This is a genomic window from Psychrobacter sp. Arc29, from assembly GCF_041431175.1.
Taxonomy (GTDB): Bacteria; Pseudomonadota; Gammaproteobacteria; order Pseudomonadales; family Moraxellaceae; genus Psychrobacter.
The window spans coordinates 1-23,300 of the sequence record NZ_JASMRR010000014.1 but is presented as its reverse complement, the minus strand read 5'-3'; the positions used below and the strand labels follow the sequence as shown (position 1 = coordinate 23,300).

Genomic DNA, 23,300 nt, shown 5'->3' with positions numbered 1-23,300 from the left:
TCATATGGCGTTATCACTACAAAAAGACAAAATCCGGTTTTTATTGCTTGAAGGTCTACATGACAATGCCCTAAAAGTATTGGAAGGCGCTGGTTATCACAACATCGAGAATATCAGTCACGCGTTAGACAAAGAAGAGCTGATTGAAAAGATCAAAGATGCTCACTTTATTGGTATTCGTTCGCGTACTCAATTGACGCGCGATGTACTTGAGCATGCAAACAAACTTATCGGCATTGGTTGCTTTTGTATTGGTACCAACCAAGTCGATCTAGATGCCGCTCGTGACTTAGGTATTCCTGTCTTTAATGCGCCATTCTCGAACACCCGTTCAGTGGCTGAGCTGGTATTAGCCGAAGCCATCATGCTATACCGCGGTATCCCTGAAAAGAACGCAACTGTACATCGCGGCGGCTGGGGTAAGTCTGCGACTAACTCACACGAAGTGCGTGGAAAGACCATCGGTATCGTCGGTTATGGCTCTATCGGCTCGCAGTTGTCTGTGCTAGCAGAAAGCTTTGGTATGAAAGTCATCTATCATGATGCCGTGACCAAATTGCCACTAGGTAATGCGGTACAAGTTGGCAGTCTAGAAGAGTTACTATCAACCGCTGATATCGTGACCTTGCATGTACCTGATGTGCCAAGCACCCGCTATATGATGAAAGCTGAGCAGTTCGCTCAAATGAAAGAAGGCAGCTACTTTATCAATGCGGCTCGCGGTACTTGTGTTGAGATTGACGATCTGGCGGATGCGCTTGAGTCTGGTAAAATCTTGGGCGCGGCGGTTGATGTATTCCCGAAAGAGCCAAAATCAGCTGACGAAGAGTTTGAGTCACCACTACGTAAGTTTGATAATGTGATTTTGACGCCGCATATCGGTGGATCAACACAAGAAGCACAGGCGAATATTGGCCTTGAAGTCGCAGATAAGTTCGTCAGATACTCTGACCAAGGTGATACAGCGACGGCGGTAAACTTCCCAGAAGTCTCTATTCCGTTCAAAGAAAACTCGCATCGTCTGCTACATATCCACAAAAACGTGCCAGGCGTACTGTCTCAGATCAACCGCTTGTTTGCTGAAGCTGGCATTAATATCCTAGCTCAGAGCCTGATGACAGAAGGTGATGTTGGTTATCTAGTGATGGATGTCGACTACAATGATTCGACCGCTGCACTCGATCAATTAAAAGATGTAGAAGAGACTATCCGCGTACGTATCTTGTTTTAATTGGTACGAATAGCTGATATAAAAAAGAGAGGCTCTATTCATTAGAGCCTCTCTTTTTTTGCTTCTTTTTTATTGTACTAATGCTAAGCTTTGTTGGCTTTAGCATGGTTTGCAGCTTCTGCTTGTAGACGAGCTTCCGTCTTAGCGGCTTTGCGTTTTTCTATGACATCCATCACATCACTACCAATATGAGCTTCACCGCGCTTTTTCGCTAGCTGCATTTGGTGCTCACGCTCACGGAAACGGGCTTTTTGCTCGTCAGTCGCCTTGTCGATACAGTGTGGGCAGGATTCGCCTTTGATGTAGGCTGGGCTTTGCATGTCATCGCTAGTGATCGGCATACGGCAAGCAAAACATTGCTCGTAGTTGCCTTTTTCTAAGTTATGATTGACCGATACGCGGTTGTCAAACACAAAGCAATCACCTTGCCACATAGAGTCACTGGCTGGGACTTCTTCTAGGTATTTTAAAATGCCACCTTCTAAATGGTAAACCTCTTCAAATCCTTGTTCGCGTAGATACGCAGTCGACTTCTCGCAGCGGATACCACCCGTACAGAACATGGCGACTTTTTTATGCTTAGTTGGGTCTAGCTCTTTTGATACGTATTCTGGAAACTCGCGGAAGGTCTCAGTGTTTGGATTGACGGCATTTTGGAATGTACCGATTTGCACTTCGTAATCATTACGTGTATCAATCAGGGTCACTTCAGGATCTGAGATCAATGCGTTCCATTCGCTAGGCTTCACATAGCGACCGACCGATTGTAGTGGGTCGATATTTTCTACGCCCATAGTAACAATTTCTTTTTTTAGCTTTACTTTGGTGCGATAAAACGGCTGCGCATTGGTATAAGACTCTTTAAAGGTAAAGGTACCAATCGCCTCAATACTGCGTAGGTAGTCAAGGATGGTATCGATGCCGTGGCGCGTGCCAGAAATCGTACCGTTAATGCCTTCGCTTGCAAGCAACAAGGTACCTTTGACATCGTTATCTAACATCGCATTCAAAATTGGCTCGCGATACTGCTCAAAGTCAGTGAAGCGCGTGAATTTATAAAGTGCGGCAACAACGATATTGTTAGTAACGCTATCGTAGGCGGGGGCTGATTGATTGTCAGTTATCACAGTTTCTTTGATATTACTATCTTGAGTGGTGCTCATGTCTTTCTCCTGCTGGCTAGGTCGCAAACCTAGTGCGTTGGGTTTAAAGTATCTTTTCAGTTTAAAGCATTAACAAAATTGTGGGATTGATGAATGCGCGCGTAGTGTAGCAAATTTTAATAGGGTTTTGAATAGCTTAAAAGATGTCGCTTGAGACTAGAGAAAAAATTAGCGATTTGTCTACACGATAAAAAACAAAAAAGCCCAGTAAAATACTGAGCTTTTTTATATTCACTGCGTAAACGTTTGGTTTACTTACTCTGGAACCAAGTGTCTGCTTTATTGCGGGCACTAGCGATATCTGCACTGGATAAGTTCAATGCCAATTGGCCGATTTTACCACGCGCCTTGTTACGAACTTTTTCGTCGAGCATTCCATCACGGGCAGCTAAGTCATACCATTTGTAGGCATCAACCAGATTTTTTTGTTTTTCATCTAACAATGCAAGTGTGTAACTAGCACGGTTGTCGCCACGCATCGCGGCTTTTTCTAGCCAAAGACGTGCTTGCTGCAAGTTAGGTTGTACGCCTTCACCGCGTAAGTACATGATAGCAAGGTTCAACTGAGCAGGGGCAACCCCTTGTTGAGCAGCTTTGGTGTACCATTGGATCGCTTGTTGAGTATTTTGAGCAATACCTTCGCCTTTTTGCAAGCGCTTGGCTAGATAAAATTGAGCATGATCGTTACCTTGGGCAGCACGACTAGACAGCTCGCTCACAGGCATCAGCTCAAAACGTGAGGTATCAAGCGGTACGTTTGATATTAACTCAGCATTGGCCAAACCAGCACAAGAAAATAATGCAGTAAACAACGCAGCTTTTAATAATTTCATAGCAGCTCCAAAATTAGGCAGTTAATAAGCAAAAATTGTACCGCTAAGCATTGTCTTGCTAAAGACAGTTAGGCGGCGATAACAATTAGGTGACATCTTGCGATATGAACTTACCTAATCATCAGCAATAGAGTTTTTAATTTTGTATCATCGATTTAGCCCAACTGATTAGACAAACGGTCGTAATAGTGGGGTAATTGACAACATTTTGCTAGCTTAACACCCAAACTTACGAAACTCAAATACTAATTACAAGATTTAATAGCTGCTTATACCTGATTGTCCCCAGTAAAATCATAGAGTTACTATAAGACAATCGTTAGTTAACAATTTGCTAAGATAAATGGTTCGTCAATAACGGTCATTTTGTCCTTTTAAGCAAAAATCAAATATTTGACATTACTTCGTTTTTTTCTTTGTCACTCGATAGATAGCGACATCTGCGAGTAGATTAGGTGCCTGTCTAATCAATGCCGTCATCAGTGGGGAATGACCTTTATCAGAGTCGCTTACCGCAAAGCGATTGACGATATGAATATCATGCTGCGCACACAGTTGCTCAAAGTCTTTAAAGGTGCATAGATGAATATTGGGTGTGTTGTACCATTCATAAGGCAGTGCCTCAGATACAGGCATCATCCCTTTAAGTCCTAAATGAAGACGGTTTTGCCAATGGGCAAAGTTAGGGAAGGTGATGATCGCCTCTCGAGCGACGCGCAGCATATCAAGTAGCAGCACATCAGGGGATTTTACCGCTTGTAGCGCGCGTGCCATGACCACGGTATCAAAGCTGTTATCGGCAAAGCGTGCTAAGCCATCATTCAGGTCTTGCTCAACAATAGATAAGCCATTGCCAATGGCCTCGTTGATTTTGTCTTCGTCGATCTCAAGCCCGTATCCGGTGACGCCTAATTTTTGCTGTAAGTGCGCGAGCAGCTCGCCATTACCGCAGCCCAAATCCAGTACATGTGCTTGCGGCGCGATCCAGCGCTCTGCCAGTTGGTGATCCATTCTCATGAGCGCTCTCCTGTGGCTGGGCGATGATGGGTAATAAATGGCGCTGTCAAAAATCCTTCAACTGCACCCATGTAGCGAGGAATATCAAACAAGAAAGAGTCATGGCCATGCGGCGCATCAATATTGATATAGCTAACAGGTTTGCCAGTAGCCATTAGTGCATCGACAATTTCTTGCGAGCGTTCTGGTGCAAAGCGCCAATCGGTGGTGAATGACACGACCAAATATTGGCATTGTGTATGGGCGAAGGCTGCTTTGAGCGCAGAAAGCTCTTGCTGACGATCAGACTCAATGTCTTCAATCGTTGCTACCGCGTCTTCTAATTCATTCTGCGCATTGGCTTTGCTAGACTCGACTGACGCCGCGATAGAATTTTCTAATGGCACGGCCGACTCTGTATTATCTTTTGCTACCGCTGATGAGTAGTCACGCGTCGGGTCGAAATAATCTAGCGCTTTGGTCATAAGCAAATAGGTGTTGGCATCAAAGTTTTCACTAAAGCGCTCACCTTGATAGCGCAGATAGCTCTCCACTTGGAACTCGACATCATAGCCGTACATGAACTTGCCAGATTTTAAATCACGACCAAACTTGGCTTTCATCGCGTCATCAGTTAAATAAGTGATATGACCAACCATCCGTGCCAAGATGAGGCCGCGACGAGGGTAGGTGCCAGCTTGTATGTAGCGCCCATCCTTAAACTCAGGATCGGATAATATCGATTGGCGTGCGACTTCGTTAAAAGCAATATTCTGCGCAGACAGCTTAGGCGTACTGGCAATCACCACACAGCGTTTTAGCCTGTCTGGATAATCTACAGACCATTGCAGCGCTTGCATACCACCCATTGACCCGCCAACAATGGCATGCCATACGTCGATGCCCAGACGATCTGAGAGCATGGCTTGGGTTTTTACCCAGTCTTTAATCGTGATGAGCGGAAAGTCAGGGCCATAGACTTGTGGCTCACTGTTATGATTTGCACTGCTATCGCTTGAATCGATACTGTCATCCGAACTAATGCTATCGGGATTAATAGTTGTTGGGCCTGTTGAGCCAAAACAGCTACCGATATTATTGACGCATACCACGTAAAAGCGATTAGTATCGATGGCTTTGTTCGGACCAATCATATTGTCCCACCAGCCCGCTTTTTTGTCATCAACGCTATGAAACCCTGCCGCGTGATGGTTGCCCGATAACGCATGACAAATCAAAATCGCATTTGATTTATCGCTATTGAGCGTGCCGTAAGTCTCTACCATCAAGTCAAACGAGGGCAGAGTACGGTTACATTCTAAGGTCAATGGCTCAGCAAAATGGAATTTTTGTGGCGTGACCACACCCACAGATCCAGCAGCAGTATTGGCTGAGCTGTTTACGTGAGTTTGAGAATTAGGGGACCGGTCACTGGTATTATCAGAGCGTGCGTTCAAAGCTACCTCGCAAGACAACAATCATCAATAAAATAAGAGCAAAATAGGAAGGTGTTGACAGACTACTTTACTTACACCGTTTTTATAAACTGGGCTTGCCTATTGTATGGTGATGCGCGTCGGAGCACAACCGCCGAGCAATTCTTTTAAACGCCGTTGTTATCGCCATAAAAGTTTGTAGTAAAGAACAGCTGACCACTCACTGCGTATCAAATTGTATAAGTTGGCTTTTACCACGCGTGATTGATAGATAAAATGCTACACTAATGCGGTGTTTATTCAATGATGTCTTAACAATCCTGCATCTTACACTGCACCTAATATTGTGACATCGCTTATAATAACTTACTGCTGATAAATAGTGCTGCTATGAAACCTGAATTGCCCCCACGTATTGCTGTCCTGTTAGTCAACCTTGGTACGCCAGATGAGCCAACGGCACCTGCCGTACGACGCTATCTCAAACAGTTTTTGTCAGACCCGCGAGTGATCGAGATTCCCAAGTTTTTGTGGGCCATTATCTTGAATTTGTTTGTCCTGCCGAGCCGTCCTAAGCGTGTCGCAAAAGCGTACGCCAGTATCTGGGAAGGGGATTCGCCGATTCGTAAAATACTAAAAAGCCAGGTTGAGCTATTGGAGCCGCGCTTGGCAAATAGCGTAGCGCCATTTCGCGTTTCCGTGCATCCTGCAATGAGCTATGGTAATCCTGGATTGCCTGATGTCATGGATGCGTTGCGCGGAGAAGGGGTGGATCACTTTGTCATCTTACCTTTATTTCCGCAGTACTCAGCCTCTTCAGGTGGCGCGGTATATGATGCACTGACAAAGTGGACACTCAAGCAACGTAACTTGCCAAACTATACCATCGTCAAAGACTACTTTGCGCATCCGCTATATATTCAAGCATTGGCAAACTCGATACGCCGCTTCCAAGAAAAGCATGGTAAGCCTGAAAAATTAATGTTTAGCTTTCACGGTATCCCGCAGCCCTATGCTGATAAAGGCGATCCCTATCCTAAGCGTTGTAAATGTACTGCTGCGCAAGTGGCACATGCACTTGGTCTAAAAGACGATGAATGGATCATCAGCTTCCAGTCGCGCTTTGGTAAGCAAGAATGGGTAAAGCCATATACTGATGTGGTATTGGAAGATTGGGGTAAATCTGGTGTGCGCTCGGTACAAGTCATTAGCCCTGCGTTCTCAGCGGATTGTCTTGAGACGCTAGAGGAGCTGGCCATTGAAAACCGCGATAATTTCCTTAACGCGGGCGGGCAAGAGTATCACTATATTCCAGCACTTAACCTCGATGAGACGCATATTGAGTTACTTGAAGCATTGAGCTTGCCTCTTGTAAAAGGTTGGGCTGGCACGTTGGATGGTTGGGTTTAATCAGCTAAAACTCATATCTTTGTCAGTTAAATGAAATGTCATAAAAAAGCACGCTTAACGATATTAAGCGTGCTTTTTTGCTCTAAAGAGTTATATCAACCGCGGTGCTAATTTCTAAAAATCATCGTCATTGCTGCGTTCTGCGGCATCTCTGTCAGCAATATCCATTGTATCTGGATAATCATTATCATCAAGATTGTCCTGAACCAAAACTTCATCCACACGTGATTCATCAAGGTTTTGACGATGCATAGGTGTTAGTCCTTGGGTAGCAGCACTACCGACTTCTGAATTATCAAACCCTGCACTGTTGTCAATAACATCATCGTTGTCGATAGTGTGCAGCATCGGATTGTCTAAATCGACCAACTGGTTGTCTTGATTGTCAGTGCTGTCATTATTGTCGCGGCGATTGCCATCGATATGATCAATCTCTTCTGGTAGTGGGTTCTTTGTGTTTTCCATAAGTCATTCCTTATTGTAATTATTAGCAGTAAAGTCATAGCAGGGCTTATAAAAGCGTTGCTTATAGCGACATTGATAATCTGTCCATAAGTTTGTACGGTTATTGGGATTTTCACTAGTAGTAAGGTGTGACAGGATGTTCAAAAAATGTAAGGCGATTGCCAAAATGCAAAACGGCTACTCATATTGAGCAGCTGTGAGTTTTCATAAAATTGCTTAAAAGATCTTTGTTACTACGTCATTAATAGTATCGTGACTATAATTTTAATTATCAGCGTGTTTGAGCTCATAGTTTAATTTCTGCACAAGACATGATTCATAATCAGCCAGTTTGAATCGCCATAGATACGTCAAGGCAATACCATAGATGACAGTCTCAGCCAACTCTTCGACAACTTCACCAAAGGTATGCGGGAACATAATGGCGTTCTCTCCCATATATTGAATGATTGCCAGCGCGGTAACGATGAGGTAGAGCGAGACCGGCACGTTCTTTAATACTGCCCATAGGTAGTGCCTCGAATAGGCCAATAGGCCAAGCGCGACGAGATAGATAACGGTCAGTACACTGTCTTCCCACCAATCATAAGATTGATTTAAAAACGAGAAATCGCTCGGAATCAACAAATCTGGTAGATAGTTTAGCTCGCGGCGAATGACGGTAAAAAATACAAGTACGGCTGCCAACCAAAAGGCCTGAATGTGTTTGATATGACTTTTTATAAAATATTGCGTGCAGCGTAGCAAGCAGATGAATAATAGGATAATACCGGGGGCTTCAATGATGCTATCTGAACTCAAAATAACTGGCTCCTGCGTATCAAAAAAAATGTGTCAAAAACAAAAAAGTGAGCCCGCAGGCTCACTCTAAACCGAAAAATATCTAACGAAATATGCATAATCTACTATGACGCTATTATAACCCAATATGGTAATAATGACGTCATAGAATATAACCAAGTAGTCATAAGTGGTTGTTTATATAGATGATATATTGAGGTTGAATGCAACGTTTTACAAGAGAGTTGAGAATCTGATTTACTATAAAGGCAAGCTCGCTATTTTTATTGAAATGCCATAAGGTATGCTACTTAGAAACTCCAAATGACTTGATTTGATATATCTTAATGGATGCTATACCTATGAGTGATTACACATTTGAAACTCTCAATGACAAAGAGTTTGAAGTTCTAACGGTTGATTTGCTATCTAAAGAATTTAACACTCATATAGAACGGTTCAAATCAGGTAGAGATGGAGGGGTTGATGGACGTTTTTTTGAGGGAAATCTCTCAAATAATGTTGTAATCATACAATGCAAACATTGGTTGAAATCAGGCATTACAGCGCTAATAGCAGAATGTAAAAAGCATGAAGCTAAAAAAGTTATAAAACTGAATCCTAGTAGATATATTTTTGTCACTTCATTAGCACTATCCGCTCAAAACAAAACAGACATTTCTGATGCTTTTAACCCCTATATTAAACACGAGTCTGACATCATTGGTAATGAGGATTTGAATAGTTTGTTGGTTAAACATTCTGAGGTGGAGCTTCAACACTACAAACTATGGCTAGCAGGTACTAATGTTTTACAGTCAATTTTATCTAACGATATATTGGGAAGAAGTAGGTTTCAATTGGAAGAGATTCAAGCGTTTCTACCTAAGTATGTGCGAACTGAAAATCATAAGAAAGCGTTTGAAAAGTTAGAGGGACTTGGCAGTATTATTATTAATGGCGAGCCTGGTATTGGCAAAACAACTTTAGCGGAACAGATGTGCTTTGAGTATGCTGCTCAAGGTTATCAGTTAGTTGTGGTTCATGAGACTATTGTGGAAGCTGAAAAGTTATATAACCCTGAATCAAAGCAAATATTTTATTTTGATGATTTTTTAGGAAGTAACTTCCTATCCGCAATAGATGCGAAGCAGGACTCACATATTGTGAGTTTTATGAAGAGAGTCAGTAAGGACAGCTCAAAACGATTTATTCTAACGACTCGCTCGAATATACTGAATCAAGGAAAAAGACTATCAGAAAAGTTCGAACAGGGAAATCTCGATAGGAATGAGTATGAGATAAAAATTCAGTCTTTGACAGAGTTTGATCGAGCACAAATTCTTTATAACCACATCTATTTTAGTGATTTATCGGAAGAATTCATTCAGCAAATATATATTGATAAGCGCTATAGAAGTATTATCTCACACAAAAATTTTAATCCGCGGTTGATTGAGTTTATTACTGATGCTATCAAAGTTGAGAAGGAAGCCAGCCCTGAGGATTATTGGGATTATATTCAAAAATCTCTTAATAATCCTAAAGATATTTGGCGTGGCATGATACAGACGCAGATAAGTGATCTAGATAGGCACATAGTTATAGCTATTGTCTTAAACGGCAGTCCCATTAGCGAAGAGCAAATAGTTGCATTATTAATAAACCTGAAGGAGTCAGGATTAGATCTAACATCCGAGTATCCTACCATTGACAATACCATGCGGGGGTTAGTAGGGTCAGTTTTGAACAGGAATATAAATAAAGATGGTCAGGTGACGTACAGTTTATTTAATCCTTCGATTGCTGACTTCGTAATCTCGGAATATCTTAATAGAGTTGATTATCTGGCAAAATTGATGAGTTGCTTGAGAACGACTAATGTTTTAACTAATGTTGGAGTATTAGTGAAATCTGCTGAGATGCAATTAGATTTTGATGCATTGTTATTTAGATTGTTTCGTTTAGAGTTAGATTCAGAGTTAACTCCAAATCTATATTCAATGCAGTTAGCAGAACTCATAGAAAAACTTGAGTTTAATATATTTGAAATGGCAAAGAAATTAATTGACTCACATGCTAATAATTTATTCGAAGAGTTTGGTTTATCTTCGGTGAGAGTGTTAATGATGGCTTTAAAACACAATTTTATTAGTCCTAATGACCCTTATATAATAGAGATAGTCATTAGAGCGTTGGAAAATATAGAACTGAGCTTTTTAGGCGACATTGCTGCATTAATTGAAAATTCAAGTTATGAAGATGAATTAACCGAAATCTTTAAGAAAGAAGTTGTATACACAATTTGTAGAGAAGTAACTGACTGGGCAATTGATAGTAATCAGTTTGATAATATATATTACGAGTCTGAATTAGATGCTAGTAAAATTGAGAGTTATATTGAACAAGTTTTGAGCGACTTAAATTACGGTTTTGATTTTGATGATGCGGAATTCGATGAAGTTATTGATGCTTTAGATTTGGATGCTATCGTTACATATAACAGAGAAGCAGCTGAGGATAGTGATAGAAGGGCTGATGCTTATAGTGAATTCGCTGATCTAAGTAGTTCAGATTTTGGCATTCATCCAATTGATGATCTATTTGATAGAAAATAATAAAAAACGCTAGTGATAAAATCATCAAATGTATAAGTTTACATATTAAAAAAAGATGGGCTACTTTAACGCTAACCCATCTTTTATAAAAACCTAAATTAAATCAACGGTTAGTGCGCCTCATCCCAGTTTTGACCGTTATCAGTCTCAACTAGTAACGGTACAGCAAAGTCGACATGCCAGCCTTTATCTATGGCCGTAGCCATCAAGACATCTTGCATGGCATCGGTAATCAGTTGGCTAACCGCGTCTACCTTATCGGCATCCACTTCAAATACCAGTTCATCATGGACTTGCAGCAGCATTTTGGCTTGATCTTTTGGCAATACCTTATCAACAGCAATCATGGCAAGCTTAATCAAGTCAGCAGCAGAGCCTTGTAGTGGCGCGTTGATTGCGGCACGCTCAGCACCTTGCTTGACCATACGATTGCTATGATTGATATCAGGCGTGTAGAGTTTACGGCCTAATATCGTCTCCACATAGCCTTGCTCGTACGCGCTAGCACGCGTGTTGATCATATAGTTTTTGACACCCGGATAGCGCTCAAAGTACATATCGATATAGTCTTGCGCTTCACCGCGGCTCATTTGTAGCTGCTTGGCAAGTCCAAAGGCACTCATACCATATAGCAGACCAAAGTTAATCGCTTTGGCATTACGACGTTCAGTTGAGGTAACGTCCGCAACATCCTTGCCAAGCACTTCAGCGGCAGTCGCAGCGTGAATATCTAACCCTTCGTTAAAGGCATGCGTCAAGTGCTTATCGCCTGAGAAATGTGCCATCAAACGCAGTTCAATTTGTGAATAATCCGCAGCTAAGATCACGCGACCTTCTGGTGCAATAAAGGCTTGGCGAATCAGGCGACCAGTCGCCGTACGAATCGGAATGTTTTGTAAGTTAGGATCTGTTGATGATAGGCGACCAGTGCTGGTTAGTGCTTGATGATAGCTGGTATGCACGCGATCCGTCTCACTATCTGCGACATTATCTAAGGCGTCGGTATAGGTGCTTTTGAGCTTAGATAAACCGCGATACTCCAAGGTGATATCGACTAATGGGTGATCAATTTTTGATAGTACCGCCTCACCAGTCGAGTATTGACCAGACTTGGTTTTTTTACCGCCAGCAACGCCGAGCTTGTCAAACAGCATCTCACCAAGCTGCTTTGGTGAGCCTAAGTTAAACTCTTCACCTGCCACTTCATAAGCGCGTTTTTCTAGCGCGATGATTTCTTCATCAAAGCGTTTTGATAGCTCGTTCAAAAACGAGCGTTTGATGAGAATACCGTTTGCTTCCATTTGACAAAGTATCTCTGCCGTTGGAATCTCTAGCTCGTGTAGTAATTTGGCATTATTAGCATCATTTGCCAGCTCAACGCTGAATACGTCAAATAACTGATAAGTAATATCAGCATCTTCACACGCGTAATCGCTAGCAATATCGATGGCTACTTGGTCAAAGGTAACTTGTTTCGCGCCTTTACCCGCGACCTCCTCAAAACTAATGGTCTGCGTTTGCAGATAATGGCGTGCCAAATCATCCATACCGTGACGAGTTGCTGCTGCATTGATGACGTAGCTGGCAAGCATGGTATCCATCGCCCAGTTGTTCGGTTGCTCGTGTATCGCACCGACTAAGTCAATATCATAGTGCGCAAGGATATGCGCGTCATACTTTAGGTGCTGTCCGATTTTACCGATGTTTGGATTCTCTAACACAGGCTTTAAGCGCGCCAATACCTTATCGCGGTCAAGTTGTTTTGCTGTTAGCTCATCGCCTTCTAAGCTGTGAGTGAGCGGAATATAATAGGCTTCATGCGCTTGCACCGCAAAAGACAGCCCGACGATTTGCGCCTCGCGCCAATGAACACTGGTGGTTTCGGTATCAATGACGAAGTGCGGCGCTGCCTCTAAAGCTTCAATCAGACTATTAAATGCTGGCTCGTCGAGCACAGTATGCCACGCTTTATCTTCATGGTTACTGCCCGTCATATTATCAATATTGGTCGATTGCAGCGATTTGGCAACTTGCGCTTGTGACTCCGCGTTTGCTTGGCTATCAGCGACACTTTGTGAGCCATTAGCGGGATGATTTGGGTGATCTAGTGATGCCAGCTCATTTCTAAACTCAAGCTCGTTATATAGTTCGCGCAGCTCATCTATATGCGCACAAGGATCCGTATTGATTTTTAAGTCGTTCCAGTCTTGGCCGATTTCGAGATTGGTGACGATGGTAGCGAGCTTTCTATTAAAAGGAATATCATCGGCATGCTCGATCAGACCTTTTGCCCCGCGACCTTTGATAAAGCCAATATGTTTGAGCATGTTGTCGATGTCGCCATATTCAACCAGCAAGTCTTTGGCGGTCTTTTTACCGATACCAGGCACGCCTTTGATACCGTCAGAGGCATCGCCCATGAGCGTCAAGAAATCGATCATTTGGTTTGGGTTAATGCCGAACTTATCAATCACCGCTGGTGTATCCGTGACTTTACCAGTAAAGCTGTCTTCTAAGATGACGCAATCATTAACCAGCTGCATCATGTCTTTATCGCCGGTTGAGATGACGACATGATGACCTTGCTCGACGGCACGATGGGCAAGTGTACCGATGATATCATCGGCCTCTGCACCCTCAATACGTAATAGCGGAATACCTAAGGCGCTAACCAAGCGATGAATATAAGGAATTTGCTCTACCAACTCTACATCAATAGGCGGACGAGCTGCCTTATAGTCAGATGACATATGATGGCGAAAAGTCGGTGACTTTGTATCGAAGCAGACGGCCATATGAGTAGGGTGATAACGACGCATCAGTTTTAGCAGCGCATTCAAGGTACCGCGAATCGCATTGGTAATCAGGCCCTGCGAGTTTTGCATGGTTTTTGGGAGAGCATGATAGGTGCGAAACAGATAATACGAGCCGTCAACCAAAATAAAAGGCGGCTGATCTTTGTCTACGTGACTGGTATCCATTAGCGCGACGTTAGGCATGTCGTCAAAATTCGGTAAGGTTTTAGGATCGAGTGCTTGATGGGAGTTGTGGTCGTTATCGGCGGTATTGTCAGCTATATTATCAGTCATAAAGGTCACTTATCAGCTATTAGATAAAAATATGCCCTTATTATAACGATAAAAACAGTGCGTGCCGAACTGCTTAACCGTTACGAGATGTTCTAGCGGTTTTATTTTTTCACCAAAATTTCAAACAAAAAAAGAACCCAGACTAGCTGAGTTCTTCTATAATTAATATATTCTTAATTAATCATTGATAATGAGTCTCATAATGCGTTATTTTACTTCTGAAGAGACTTCAACATCGATGTTGCCGCGTGTGGCTTTAGAATATGGGCATACTTCATGCGCTTTTTCAACCAGTTTTTGGATCTCATCAGCTGACAGATCAGTTTTGTCGGCGATTACATGGATTTTTACTGAGAGTTTGTACTCGTGGTTGTCGCCTTGCAATAGATCGACAGACGTTTCAGTGGTTGAGCCAAAGCGTGCGTCTTCCATCTTTTTGACTACGCCAAGCGCGCTATCAAAGCAAGCACCATATCCCATAGCTAGCAATTGCTCAGGGTTATTGCCTTTTTGATTGCCGCCTGGTGGTGCCATGTTGATCTCAAGGTCGCTATCGCTCAAGGTTGCCGTACCCATACGACCACCAGTAACAGTAGATTTAGTAGAATATAAAGTTTTCATAACACATCCTTTGTTTTGGTTTTTAGATTTTCGTGGTAAAGCCAAATATCCAACTTAGGATAACAAATCATTAAAACAGCTCAGTGAGTCAGTAGTAAATATTTACGACAACTTTGTAAATATGACTTTCGGAGCTCTCTATAGTAGCAATACCTGCTGGTGCTAATAAACAAAATGACCAAAGCCATGTGGTTGGTCGTACTAATATCATCAAATTGGGTGATAAAAAATCTAAATCATAAGGACATTGTTCGATGAATAGAGTGGTTGCGATATCTGGTGTTTTCTTCTGGTCAATGCTTGCTTTGATAGGCTGCGAAGTAGATGACGGCAGTTATGGTTCTGATAGCGACAATATTACGCTGACGAGCTTTGCTAATAGTTACGATAGTAAGGCCAACGATACCGCCATTGCGCGCATCGATGAGACTTATCGCACAGGCTCACGCAACATCAAAACTACCAATCTCATTAACAGTTATAGCAATCAGAGTCTAAATGATTTGGACAGAACCATACTGGCAGATAATTTTGAAGGTCGACTCGAAAACAAAGACATCGAGGTCAATGGGCGCACGGTCAAACGTCCTATTTATGAAAAAAACAGTAATAACAAACTAGGCTACGAAACCACTTATCAAACACTCAACTTATCAGGTCTAACGACCCGCAGCTATAGCGCGGGCACGAATATCGAAGACCGCCGTGGTATTCTTACTGATTTGAGCAACTACTCCAACATTCCATCCAATGTTGCTTTCCCTGAAGGCTCCGTTTGTTACATTCCAGTCGTGACAAGCGAGCGCTCATTCTTGGCTTTCAACGACAAAAATAAGACAGGCTATTCGTCATTGGAAAAATGGATCGAAGCTGCCAAACAACGCTTTAGTGATGACAGAGATCATAGAACTTCTCAATTTGGTGTTGGTATAGCAAATAAGCAAAAAGCGGCGCAAGTGATGTTCTTTGAATATAAAAATCAACCTGCCTATGAATATAGTGGCGTTGAATATGGGAAGGATATCTATGAGGCAAATTATGTTGCCAAAGGTAGCACCGATCCGAATATAGATAGCCGCTTTGGCGTGGTAGATTGTACGCTTGTTAATGAGGTCGCAGGAGACTTCTTAGCTGAGCAAATCAAGCGCTACTATTAAAATCAAGCAAGCCCTACGCTGACGGTTAAAAATTTTGTTAACACGCTTTGTCTGACTGATAGAGCGTGTTTTTTTATACGCTAACTCTGCACCCTAACGCTAAATCGGCTACAATACGCTCATTATTGATTTTATTTATTTAGATTAACTTCTAAATGACACAACTGTTGAAGCTGAAAATTATGAGCGTAGATCCAAAAAAATTAACCAAAGAAGTGGCCAAGCGCCGCACCTTTGCCATTATCTCGCATCCCGATGCCGGTAAAACCACCATGACCGAAAAGCTGCTGTTATGGGGACAAGCGATTCAGGTGGTGGGCGAAGTCAAAGGCCGTAAGACCGATCGTCATGCCACTTCGGACTGGATGAGTATGGAGCAAGAGCGTGGTATCTCAATCACCACGTCTGTCATGCAGTTCCCGTACAAAGACCACATGGTCAACCTATTAGACACCCCAGGTCACGCCGACTTTAGTGAAGATACTTATCGTACCTTGACCGCAGTAGATAGCGCATTGATGATGGTCGATGGCGCAAAAGGTGTCGAAGAACGAACCATCAAGCTGATGGAAGTTTGTCGCATGCGCGATACGCCAATCATTTCGTTCGTTAACAAGCTCGATCGCCAGATTCGTGAGCCGCTTGAGCTGCTTAGTGAAATCGAAGCGGTACTAAAGATTAAATGCGTGCCAGTCACATGGCCGATTGGTATGGGGCAGGATTTTGTTGGGGTGTATCACCTTGCAGAAAACAAAACCTACTTATATGAGAAAGGCAACGGCGGTAAGATGACCGTCTCTGAGACCCGCGAAGGCTATGACTATCCTGATATTCGTGAGCGTCTCGGGCAGTTGATGTTTGATGCTTTTGAAGAGTCACTTGAGCTGGTACAGATGGCGCTAGAAGAGTTCAGCGTTGACGCGTTTTTAGCGGGCGAGATGACGCCAGTATTGTTCGGTACAGCGCTTGGCAACTTCGGTGTCAACATGGTACTTGATACCTTAGTCAAATACGCGCCGCCACCAAAAGCGCATCCAACGACTGAGCGTAAAGTATCAGCAACCGAGACTGATTTCACAGGTTTTGTCTTTAAGATTCAGGCAAATATGGATCCGCGCCACCGTGACCGTATTGCGTTCTTGCGCGTGTGCTCTGGCAAGTACGAAAAAGGCATGAAAATGAAGCACGTGCGTTTGGGTAAAGACGTGCGTATTGCTGATGCCTTGACCTTTTTGGCAGGCGACCGTGAAGCGCTTGAGGAAGCCTATCCGGGTGATATTATTGGTTTGCACAACCACGGCACCATCTCTATCGGTGATAGCTTCACCGAAGGCGAGGAATTGAGCTTTACCGGTATTCCTCATTTTGCCCCAGAATTGTTCCGCCGCGTGGTACTAAAAGATCCGCTTAAATCAAAAGCATTGCAAAAAGGCCTACAGCAGCTCAGTGAAGAGGGTGCCACGCAGGTGTTTATGCCGCAGATTAATAACGACTTGATCTTGGGTGCGGTCGGTGTGCTCCAGTTTGAAGTGGTCGCGCATCGCCTCAAAGAAGAGTACAAAGTACAGTGTACCTTTGAGCCAGTGTCTATCGCCACCGTGCGCTGGATCCACTGTGATGATGAAGTGGCACTCGCGAAGTTTAAGAAAAAAGCCCATGACCAATTATCATTAGATGGCGGCGGTTATCTGACTTACCTTGCGCCATCACGGGTTAATCTACAGCTGATGCAAGATCGTTATCCAGAAATCACCTTTAGCAGCACGCGTGAGCATTAAAACGACTGTTATCAAATCAGCCGTATCACTGTATTGTTCATTGATTAAGACACGCTAGCCGTGTCTTTTTTATTGTCCGTTATTTATGCGGCAAATGAGTCAAGAGAGGTTTTGAGTGATTAGCAACACTTCAAAAACACAAACAGTGTTCCTACAATACAGCGTCATTGTTACGGTAGAATGTTATGCAACACTTTATATTTATAAAAAGGGATGTATGAAAGCTATGATTCAATCTCATCTTAATAGGTTCACACTGACGCATATTTCTTCAGGCAGAGTAGGGCGTATACGGCGAATTGGTCTCTTAGCAAGCGGTTTACTGATGGGTGCCGCTAGTCTGTCTGCAAATGCAGGTAGCCTGATCAGCTCAACAGAATATCTTGATTATCAGCTACCAGAAAAAATTCAAAAGATGTGCACTGAGCGCGATAATTGCCCAGAAATTGAGATCAAATATCTTAAGACTAATCATGGCTGGATAGATAAGGCAGTCAATGCACGTATCGATAATTTGGTGGTGAATAGCAAGCCAACTGAGTCTGCACCTATTAAGACGAAAAGCAGTCAGGAAGACGTAACTGCTGCGATTAATGACTTTGCGACATCGCAGTTTCAAGATATGCCTGAAGAGGTTTCGTGGGCTTATAGTTTGATGGTGACGCCTGATTACTTGGGTCACGTTAATAACTTTGAGCTGTTTGAAATCAACTCCTACGTCTTTACCGGTGGTGCACACGGCATGCCTTATAGCGAGTATCTGACGTTTGATCTGACTACCAAAAAACAAGTCACTCTTGATGACATGCTGATCAAAGGCAAAAAGCCTCGTTTTGAAACACTCGCGCATGAGGCGTATAAAACATGGGTTAAAACGGTCGCTGATGATGTCAGTAGCTATGAGAAAAGCTGGCCGTTTATGCTGAGCGACAATGTGACCTTGACAGAGACAGGGATCAACATTCGTTATCAGCACTATTCTATCGGTCCATATGCCTACGGTATGCCTGTATTGAGCATTCCGTATAGTCAGCTTGATAAAGTTATCAAGCCTCACTTTATACCAAAATAGACCAAGCACATGACCACTGATTATGCTCTCTATCATAGAGTGGTCAGTGAATAAAAATTGACAGTAATTTGCTTAAAATCGTTTGAAAATTAATAGAAAAAATAAGGAGTGATAGCATGACGAACAATACAGATAGCGTAAGCACGACAGCAGAGATGGATACTTGGCAACTAAATGCGTTAACAGAAGCGCTGGGTGATCTGACGCTGACAGTCAATGACAGCTTGTCTATTGGTCGTGGCAGTGATAATGATGTGGTACTAGGCAGTAAGCAAGTATCTCGCAATCATGCCATTCTAAGCATACTTGATGGTCAGTTATACGTAAAAGACTTGGACTCTTCTAACGGTACCTTTATCAACGATCAACGTATCGCGGGCAACGAATCAAGCCTTCTACAAGCTGAGGATACGCTTGGGTTTGCAAGTTTTAGCTTTCAGGTACAAGCGCCTGTCGCTGCTAAAGCAGATGAGACACTAGAGCCAGTCACAACAGAAGCTGCAGTAAGTAATGTCAGTGATGAGACTGCCCCAGCAGAAGCCACTGAGAATTTGCACGACGAATATATCATCGAAGAACATATCGTCAGCGAGCCAATCGTAAAGCAAACGAATATTGAAGAGATTTTACCCGCTGCAGAAGATACAGAAACGTCACCTGTCGATACTACTTCAGGCACCGTAGTAGATTCAGCAAGTGCGCCTGTAGTTGACAGAGCGGAAGTAACTGAACCAGCGCCTCAAGAGTCTCAAGAGCCAGTAGTCAAAGAGACAGGTATCGACGATGTCTTGTCGGCCGCAGAAAGTGCTACGCCTGCATCTATTGAAGCAGCATCAGAAGAGTCAGAGCTAGTATCTGAAACGCCTGTATCTGAAACGCCTGTATCAGCAGCGACTGAGTCAACAGCAATGGAATCAGAAGCTGTGACCACTACAGAGCCGTTGACCCCAACAGTATCTACTGATGATGAACCATCAGTATCGCAGCCAACAGTAAGTGAAGAACCAGTAGTAAGTGAAGAGCACGACAAAACGACAAGGACTGAATTACAAGAAGAAGCCGATCCTGAGGTTTTAAAAGCCAAGCAAGCAGCGACCGCGCAATTTTCGGGTACGGCTAACTTAGGGCAGGCTCATGATCTTGGCACTGAAGGTAATAATGCCAAGGATCAAGAAATCAGTAATCCAGCTCATACAGGACAAGTAGAGAAAAAATCTAGCGGTGGTTGGTTTATATGGGTATTTGCTGCCATTTTGATTATTGGCTTGGCATTATGGCTATTTAACATGGGCGTTATGTAGTTACATCTATCCATAGTTTGAATACGATCGTTTATACATAGCTATCCTGCTTGGTAAGCAGTCCGTTACCTCAGTTTCTCTATGAAGGTCAAGACCTGAAGTTAACTGTCGTATGATTCGTCATTCAAGCAAACTGCTTTTTATAGCGCCAACATTCAAATACGGTGTTGGCGCTATATTTTATGGTTCAGTCCACTGTTTTATTTTTTACCATTATGCTGCTAAGAGAGCGTTACTATGATGACTTTCCAAGAATATCAAGCGTTTAAAGATCGGGGGTTTAGTCATGCACCCTTAGTAAAAAAACGTTTGATGGATGCACAGACGCCAGTGTCTGTATTTTCCAAAGTGCGTGATTTAAACGGCTCTGCATATTTGTTTGAGTCTGTGGTAGGTGGTGAGCGCTGGGCAAGATACTCGATGATCGGTTTGGGTAGTGATCTTATTTTACAGTACGCTGATGGCAATATGACCACCAAGCGGAACGATCATATCGATACAGAAGCAGTAGAGAATCCTTTTGATTATATCCGTCAGCTGATGGCACAGTATCAGATGCCGACCGCTGAAGATGTGCCCACCATGCCAAGCTTTAGCGGCGGCCTAGTCGGTTACTTTGGTTACGACATGGTACGTATCATTGAGCCTAGTGTGGGCCTATCTGACGCACCCAATCCGATGTCGATGCCAGATATGTGGCTGATGCTTTCGATGAGTGTCATTGTTTTTGATAATTTAGAAAATACCTTATCGATCATCGTCTATGCTGACTGTCAAACCGAGGAGGGCTACAGCTTAGCTATCCGTGAGTTAGAAAAAATCGAAGAGAAGTTGGCAGAACCGTCTAATTTGTCCGCGCCAGTGATGCCCACACCAAAATTTATCTCGCAAACCGGTATTGAAAAGTACTGCAGCGATGTTAAGAAAATAAAAGACTATATCGCAGCAGGTGACGTCATGCAGGTGGTTCCAGCGCAGCGGTTGACGGCGGATTACACAGGCGACTCTCTAGCCGTTTATCGTGCACTACGGTATCTAAATCCATCGCCGTATCTGTTTTTGGTGCATGGCTATACGCTTGATGATCACAAGCGCTTTGATATCATTGGCGCTTCTCCTGAAATCCTGTCCCGTATCGAAAATGGCAAAGTCACCGTACGTCCACTGGCAGGGACGCGTAAGCGTGGTCAAGACGAAGCGGAGGATCTGGCACTTGAACAAGAGCTGCTCAATGATGAAAAAGAGACTGCCGAGCACTTAATGCTTATTGATTTGGGTCGCAATGATATCGGCCGAGTTTGTGAATATGGCAGTGTCAAAGTCACAGAAAAGATGTTTATTGAGCGCTACTCACAAGTGATGCACATCGCGTCCAATGTGGAGGGTACGATAAGGTCTGATAAAGACGCGCTAGATGTATTTTGTGCCACATTTCCAGCGGGTACACTATCAGGCGCACCCAAGATTCGCGCGATGCAAATCATTGACGAGATAGAGCCAGTACGTCGGACAGTATTTGGTGGTTCAGTGGGCTATCTAGGTTGGAATGGCAATATGGATACCGCCATTGCTATTCGTACAGCAGTGATGCGCCGCGGTGAAATCCATATCCAAGCAGGTGCAGGTGTTGTTGCTGATTCTGTGCCAGAAGTGGAGTGGGATGAAACCAATAAAAAAGCATTGGCATTGGTCAAAGCGGTAAAAATGGCCTGTAATGGGTTACGTATTCGCTAGTTATATAGCCAGCTATGCAGCGCATATAATCACAATAGATCAGAAAAGCAATTACGTTGTTATTTTCCTCTCAAAAAAATAACAACGTAATCAGTAGCTTAAATATTATTATCAAAATAATTGAAAAAAAGATAAAAAAGGGCTTGCGCATCTCAAAATATTTGATAGAATAGCCACCACTTTAGAGAGAACAAGCCGACTTAGCTCAGTTGGTAGAGCAACTGACTTGTAATCAGTAGGTCGCCAGTTCGATCCCGGCAGTCGGCACCATCTCTTTTAAAGTAGCTTTTTATGAATTTGTCTTAAATGAAAGTCATTTTTGTTCAAAGCACCCTTAGGTGGGATTGGGGAGCGGTCAAACCCAACAGACTGTAAATCTGTCGCGAAAGCTTCGAAGGTTCGAATCCTTCTCCCACCACCATATTTTTTAAAAGTTTGTTATAGCGCCAAGCATGCTCTATATAGTTTCTAACTCTCAATTAGAGTTATTAAGATTAGAGTAAATGCGGGTGTGGTATAATGGTAACACCTTAGCCTTCCAAGCTAATGACGCGGGTTCGATTCCCGCCACCCGCTCCATATATACACCATCGCAAAGCCTATTAATTATTCATCACGACATCAGTTATTATTGCTGTATCGTGATATTTTTTTTAGTGCAGCTCAAAGGTTTACACTATACGCTCATATAGCTCAGCGGTAGAGCACTCCCTTGGTAAGGGAGAGGTCTCGAGTTCAATTCTCGATATGAGCTCCATTTATTATGTAAACCCTCTATGCTTGTTTTGCTATTTATATATAGCTTTGCGTCGATATCGAAAATATAAAATATTGAAACATATAAAATTAGTACGACAGGTAACAATTTAAAGGTGACACTGAGGTGTTGCCTTTTAGTGCTGTCAGCATATTAATAAATATTGCTTTTGATTATTCGATATCCACAGAATTAAAACTGGTAGACGAGTATGCAAACGTTTATACATTACTTTTTGCATTTTGGTTTCCCTCTCGTTATCGCAGTTGTATTTTTTAAGAAAGAGTGGAAAAAAGCATATCTGATATTGCTCGCGACTATGTTAGTTGATTTGGATCACTTAGTAGCAGACCCGATCTTTCAGGCTAATAGATGTAGCATTAATTTCCATCCGCTACATACGTATTATGCAATGCTGGTATATGTTGCTTTGCTCTTTTTTCGTAAGCCTTTTAACATCATTGGAATTGGATTGCTTTTTCATATGTTAACGGATTTTACGGATTGTTTGATGATGTCGTCTAGCTGATATAATAGCGTTGCACATCGAGCCGTTAAACGGTTATAAGTAGTAGCATGTTTGAGACCTCTTTAGACAATAGAAAAATAGGTTTCGAGCAAGAGATATATGACTATTGAAGATAAGTCGGCGTATAATAACGGATACAAAAATTAGTTCGAAGTGCTGTTTGATAAGAAGCAGTGGTTCGTGCGGTTGATAGCTAGGTTTATGATGAGTTAGTTTTATTATGAGCCATTAAACAGCTTTTTATTGATCATTCACCAAAAAAAAGAGGAAATACCCATGGCAAAGGCCAAGTTTGAACGTAGCAAGCCACACGTCAACGTCGGTACAATC

The 23,300-nt window shown here is 42.8% G+C and carries 17 protein-coding genes and 4 tRNA genes; 13 read left to right on the top strand and 8 right to left on the bottom strand.

Going from position 1 to position 23,300, the window contains the following annotated elements:
• The first annotated feature begins 4 nt into the window (after window positions 1-4).
• Window positions 5-1,231, top strand: coding sequence for a phosphoglycerate dehydrogenase (gene serA / locus QO189_RS13895; RefSeq protein ID WP_201600417.1), 1,227 nt, complete (start codon window positions 5-7; stop codon window positions 1,229-1,231).
• A gap of 83 nt (window positions 1,232-1,314) precedes the next feature.
• On the opposite strand, the gene QO189_RS13890 is transcribed toward serA, so the two are convergent.
• From QO189_RS13890 to QO189_RS13875, 4 genes are all read right to left on the bottom strand, one after another.
• Window positions 1,315-2,394 (bottom strand): rhodanese-related sulfurtransferase, encoded by a 1,080-nt coding sequence (locus QO189_RS13890; RefSeq protein ID WP_371533194.1) that lies wholly within the window; start codon window positions 2,392-2,394, stop codon window positions 1,315-1,317.
• 251 nt (window positions 2,395-2,645) lie between these two features.
• Window positions 2,646-3,227 (bottom strand): tetratricopeptide repeat protein, encoded by a 582-nt coding sequence (locus QO189_RS13885; RefSeq protein WP_201600408.1) that lies wholly within the window; start codon window positions 3,225-3,227, stop codon window positions 2,646-2,648.
• Window positions 3,228-3,626: 399 nt separating this feature from the next.
• Complete coding sequence (gene metW, locus QO189_RS13880) at window positions 3,627-4,244, bottom strand: methionine biosynthesis protein MetW (RefSeq protein ID WP_075107829.1); 618 nt, start codon at window positions 4,242-4,244, stop codon at window positions 3,627-3,629.
• Window positions 4,241-5,593 carry a homoserine O-acetyltransferase gene (locus QO189_RS13875; protein WP_371533216.1) on the bottom strand — a complete coding sequence of 451 codons (1,353 nt, stop codon included), beginning with the start codon at window positions 5,591-5,593 and terminating at the stop codon, window positions 4,241-4,243. Before QO189_RS13875 ends, metW begins: the two co-directional genes overlap by 4 nt.
• A 456-nt stretch (window positions 5,594-6,049) precedes the next feature.
• Between QO189_RS13875 and hemH the strand changes: the two genes are divergently transcribed.
• Window positions 6,050-7,069 (top strand): ferrochelatase, encoded by a 1,020-nt coding sequence (hemH, locus tag QO189_RS13870; RefSeq protein ID WP_371533193.1) that lies wholly within the window; start codon window positions 6,050-6,052, stop codon window positions 7,067-7,069.
• A 114-nt stretch (window positions 7,070-7,183) separates the two neighbouring features.
• Here hemH and QO189_RS13865 read toward each other — a convergent pair whose 3' ends face one another.
• Complete coding sequence (locus QO189_RS13865; RefSeq protein ID WP_371533192.1) at window positions 7,184-7,534, bottom strand: hypothetical protein; 351 nt, start codon at window positions 7,532-7,534, stop codon at window positions 7,184-7,186.
• Window positions 7,535-7,798: 264 nt separating this feature from the next.
• Complete coding sequence (locus QO189_RS13860) at window positions 7,799-8,335, bottom strand: hypothetical protein (protein WP_371533191.1); 537 nt, start codon at window positions 8,333-8,335, stop codon at window positions 7,799-7,801.
• A 341-nt stretch (window positions 8,336-8,676) separates the two neighbouring features.
• On the opposite strand from QO189_RS13860, the gene QO189_RS13855 reads away from it, so the two are divergent.
• Window positions 8,677-10,932, top strand: a complete 2,256-nt coding sequence (locus QO189_RS13855; protein WP_371533190.1) for a restriction endonuclease — start codon at window positions 8,677-8,679, stop codon at window positions 10,930-10,932.
• A 110-nt stretch (window positions 10,933-11,042) separates the two neighbouring features.
• Here QO189_RS13855 and polA read toward each other — a convergent pair whose 3' ends face one another.
• Entirely contained in the window at window positions 11,043-14,021 is a 2,979-nt protein-coding gene (polA, locus tag QO189_RS13850; protein WP_371533189.1) for a DNA polymerase I, read from the bottom strand.
• Window positions 14,022-14,228: 207 nt separating this feature from the next.
• Window positions 14,229-14,642: an Ohr family peroxiredoxin gene (locus QO189_RS13845; protein ID WP_371533188.1), complete on the bottom strand. Its 414-nt coding sequence runs from the start codon at window positions 14,640-14,642 to the stop codon at window positions 14,229-14,231.
• Between the two features lie 254 nt (window positions 14,643-14,896).
• Here QO189_RS13845 and QO189_RS13840 point away from each other — a divergent pair, with 254 nt between their 5' ends.
• From QO189_RS13840 to QO189_RS13795, 10 genes are all read left to right on the top strand, one after another.
• Window positions 14,897-15,799 carry a hypothetical protein gene (locus tag QO189_RS13840; protein ID WP_371533187.1) on the top strand — a complete coding sequence of 301 codons (903 nt, stop codon included), beginning with the start codon at window positions 14,897-14,899 and terminating at the stop codon, window positions 15,797-15,799.
• Between the two features lie 182 nt (window positions 15,800-15,981).
• Window positions 15,982-17,577, top strand: coding sequence for a peptide chain release factor 3 (locus tag QO189_RS13835; protein ID WP_371533186.1), 1,596 nt, complete (start codon window positions 15,982-15,984; stop codon window positions 17,575-17,577).
• A 226-nt stretch (window positions 17,578-17,803) separates the two neighbouring features.
• On the top strand, window positions 17,804-18,649 hold the full coding sequence (locus tag QO189_RS13830) for a DUF3298 domain-containing protein (RefSeq protein ID WP_371533185.1): 846 nt from the start codon (window positions 17,804-17,806) through the stop codon (window positions 18,647-18,649).
• A gap of 116 nt (window positions 18,650-18,765) precedes the next feature.
• On the top strand, window positions 18,766-19,950 hold the full coding sequence (locus QO189_RS13825) for an FHA domain-containing protein (RefSeq protein WP_371533184.1): 1,185 nt from the start codon (window positions 18,766-18,768) through the stop codon (window positions 19,948-19,950).
• 237 nt (window positions 19,951-20,187) lie between these two features.
• Complete coding sequence (trpE, locus tag QO189_RS13820) at window positions 20,188-21,684, top strand: anthranilate synthase component I (protein WP_371533183.1); 1,497 nt, start codon at window positions 20,188-20,190, stop codon at window positions 21,682-21,684.
• Window positions 21,685-21,878: 194 nt separating this feature from the next.
• Window positions 21,879-21,954, top strand: a tRNA-Thr gene (locus QO189_RS13815).
• 67 nt (window positions 21,955-22,021) lie between these two features.
• Window positions 22,022-22,105, top strand: a tRNA-Tyr gene (locus tag QO189_RS13810).
• 84 nt (window positions 22,106-22,189) lie between these two features.
• A tRNA-Gly gene (locus QO189_RS13805) sits at window positions 22,190-22,263 on the top strand.
• 103 nt (window positions 22,264-22,366) lie between these two features.
• A tRNA-Thr gene (locus QO189_RS13800) sits at window positions 22,367-22,441 on the top strand.
• Between the two features lie 211 nt (window positions 22,442-22,652).
• Complete coding sequence (locus QO189_RS13795) at window positions 22,653-22,970, top strand: DUF6122 family protein (protein WP_071002261.1); 318 nt, start codon at window positions 22,653-22,655, stop codon at window positions 22,968-22,970.
• Window positions 22,971-23,300: the final 330 nt, after the last annotated feature.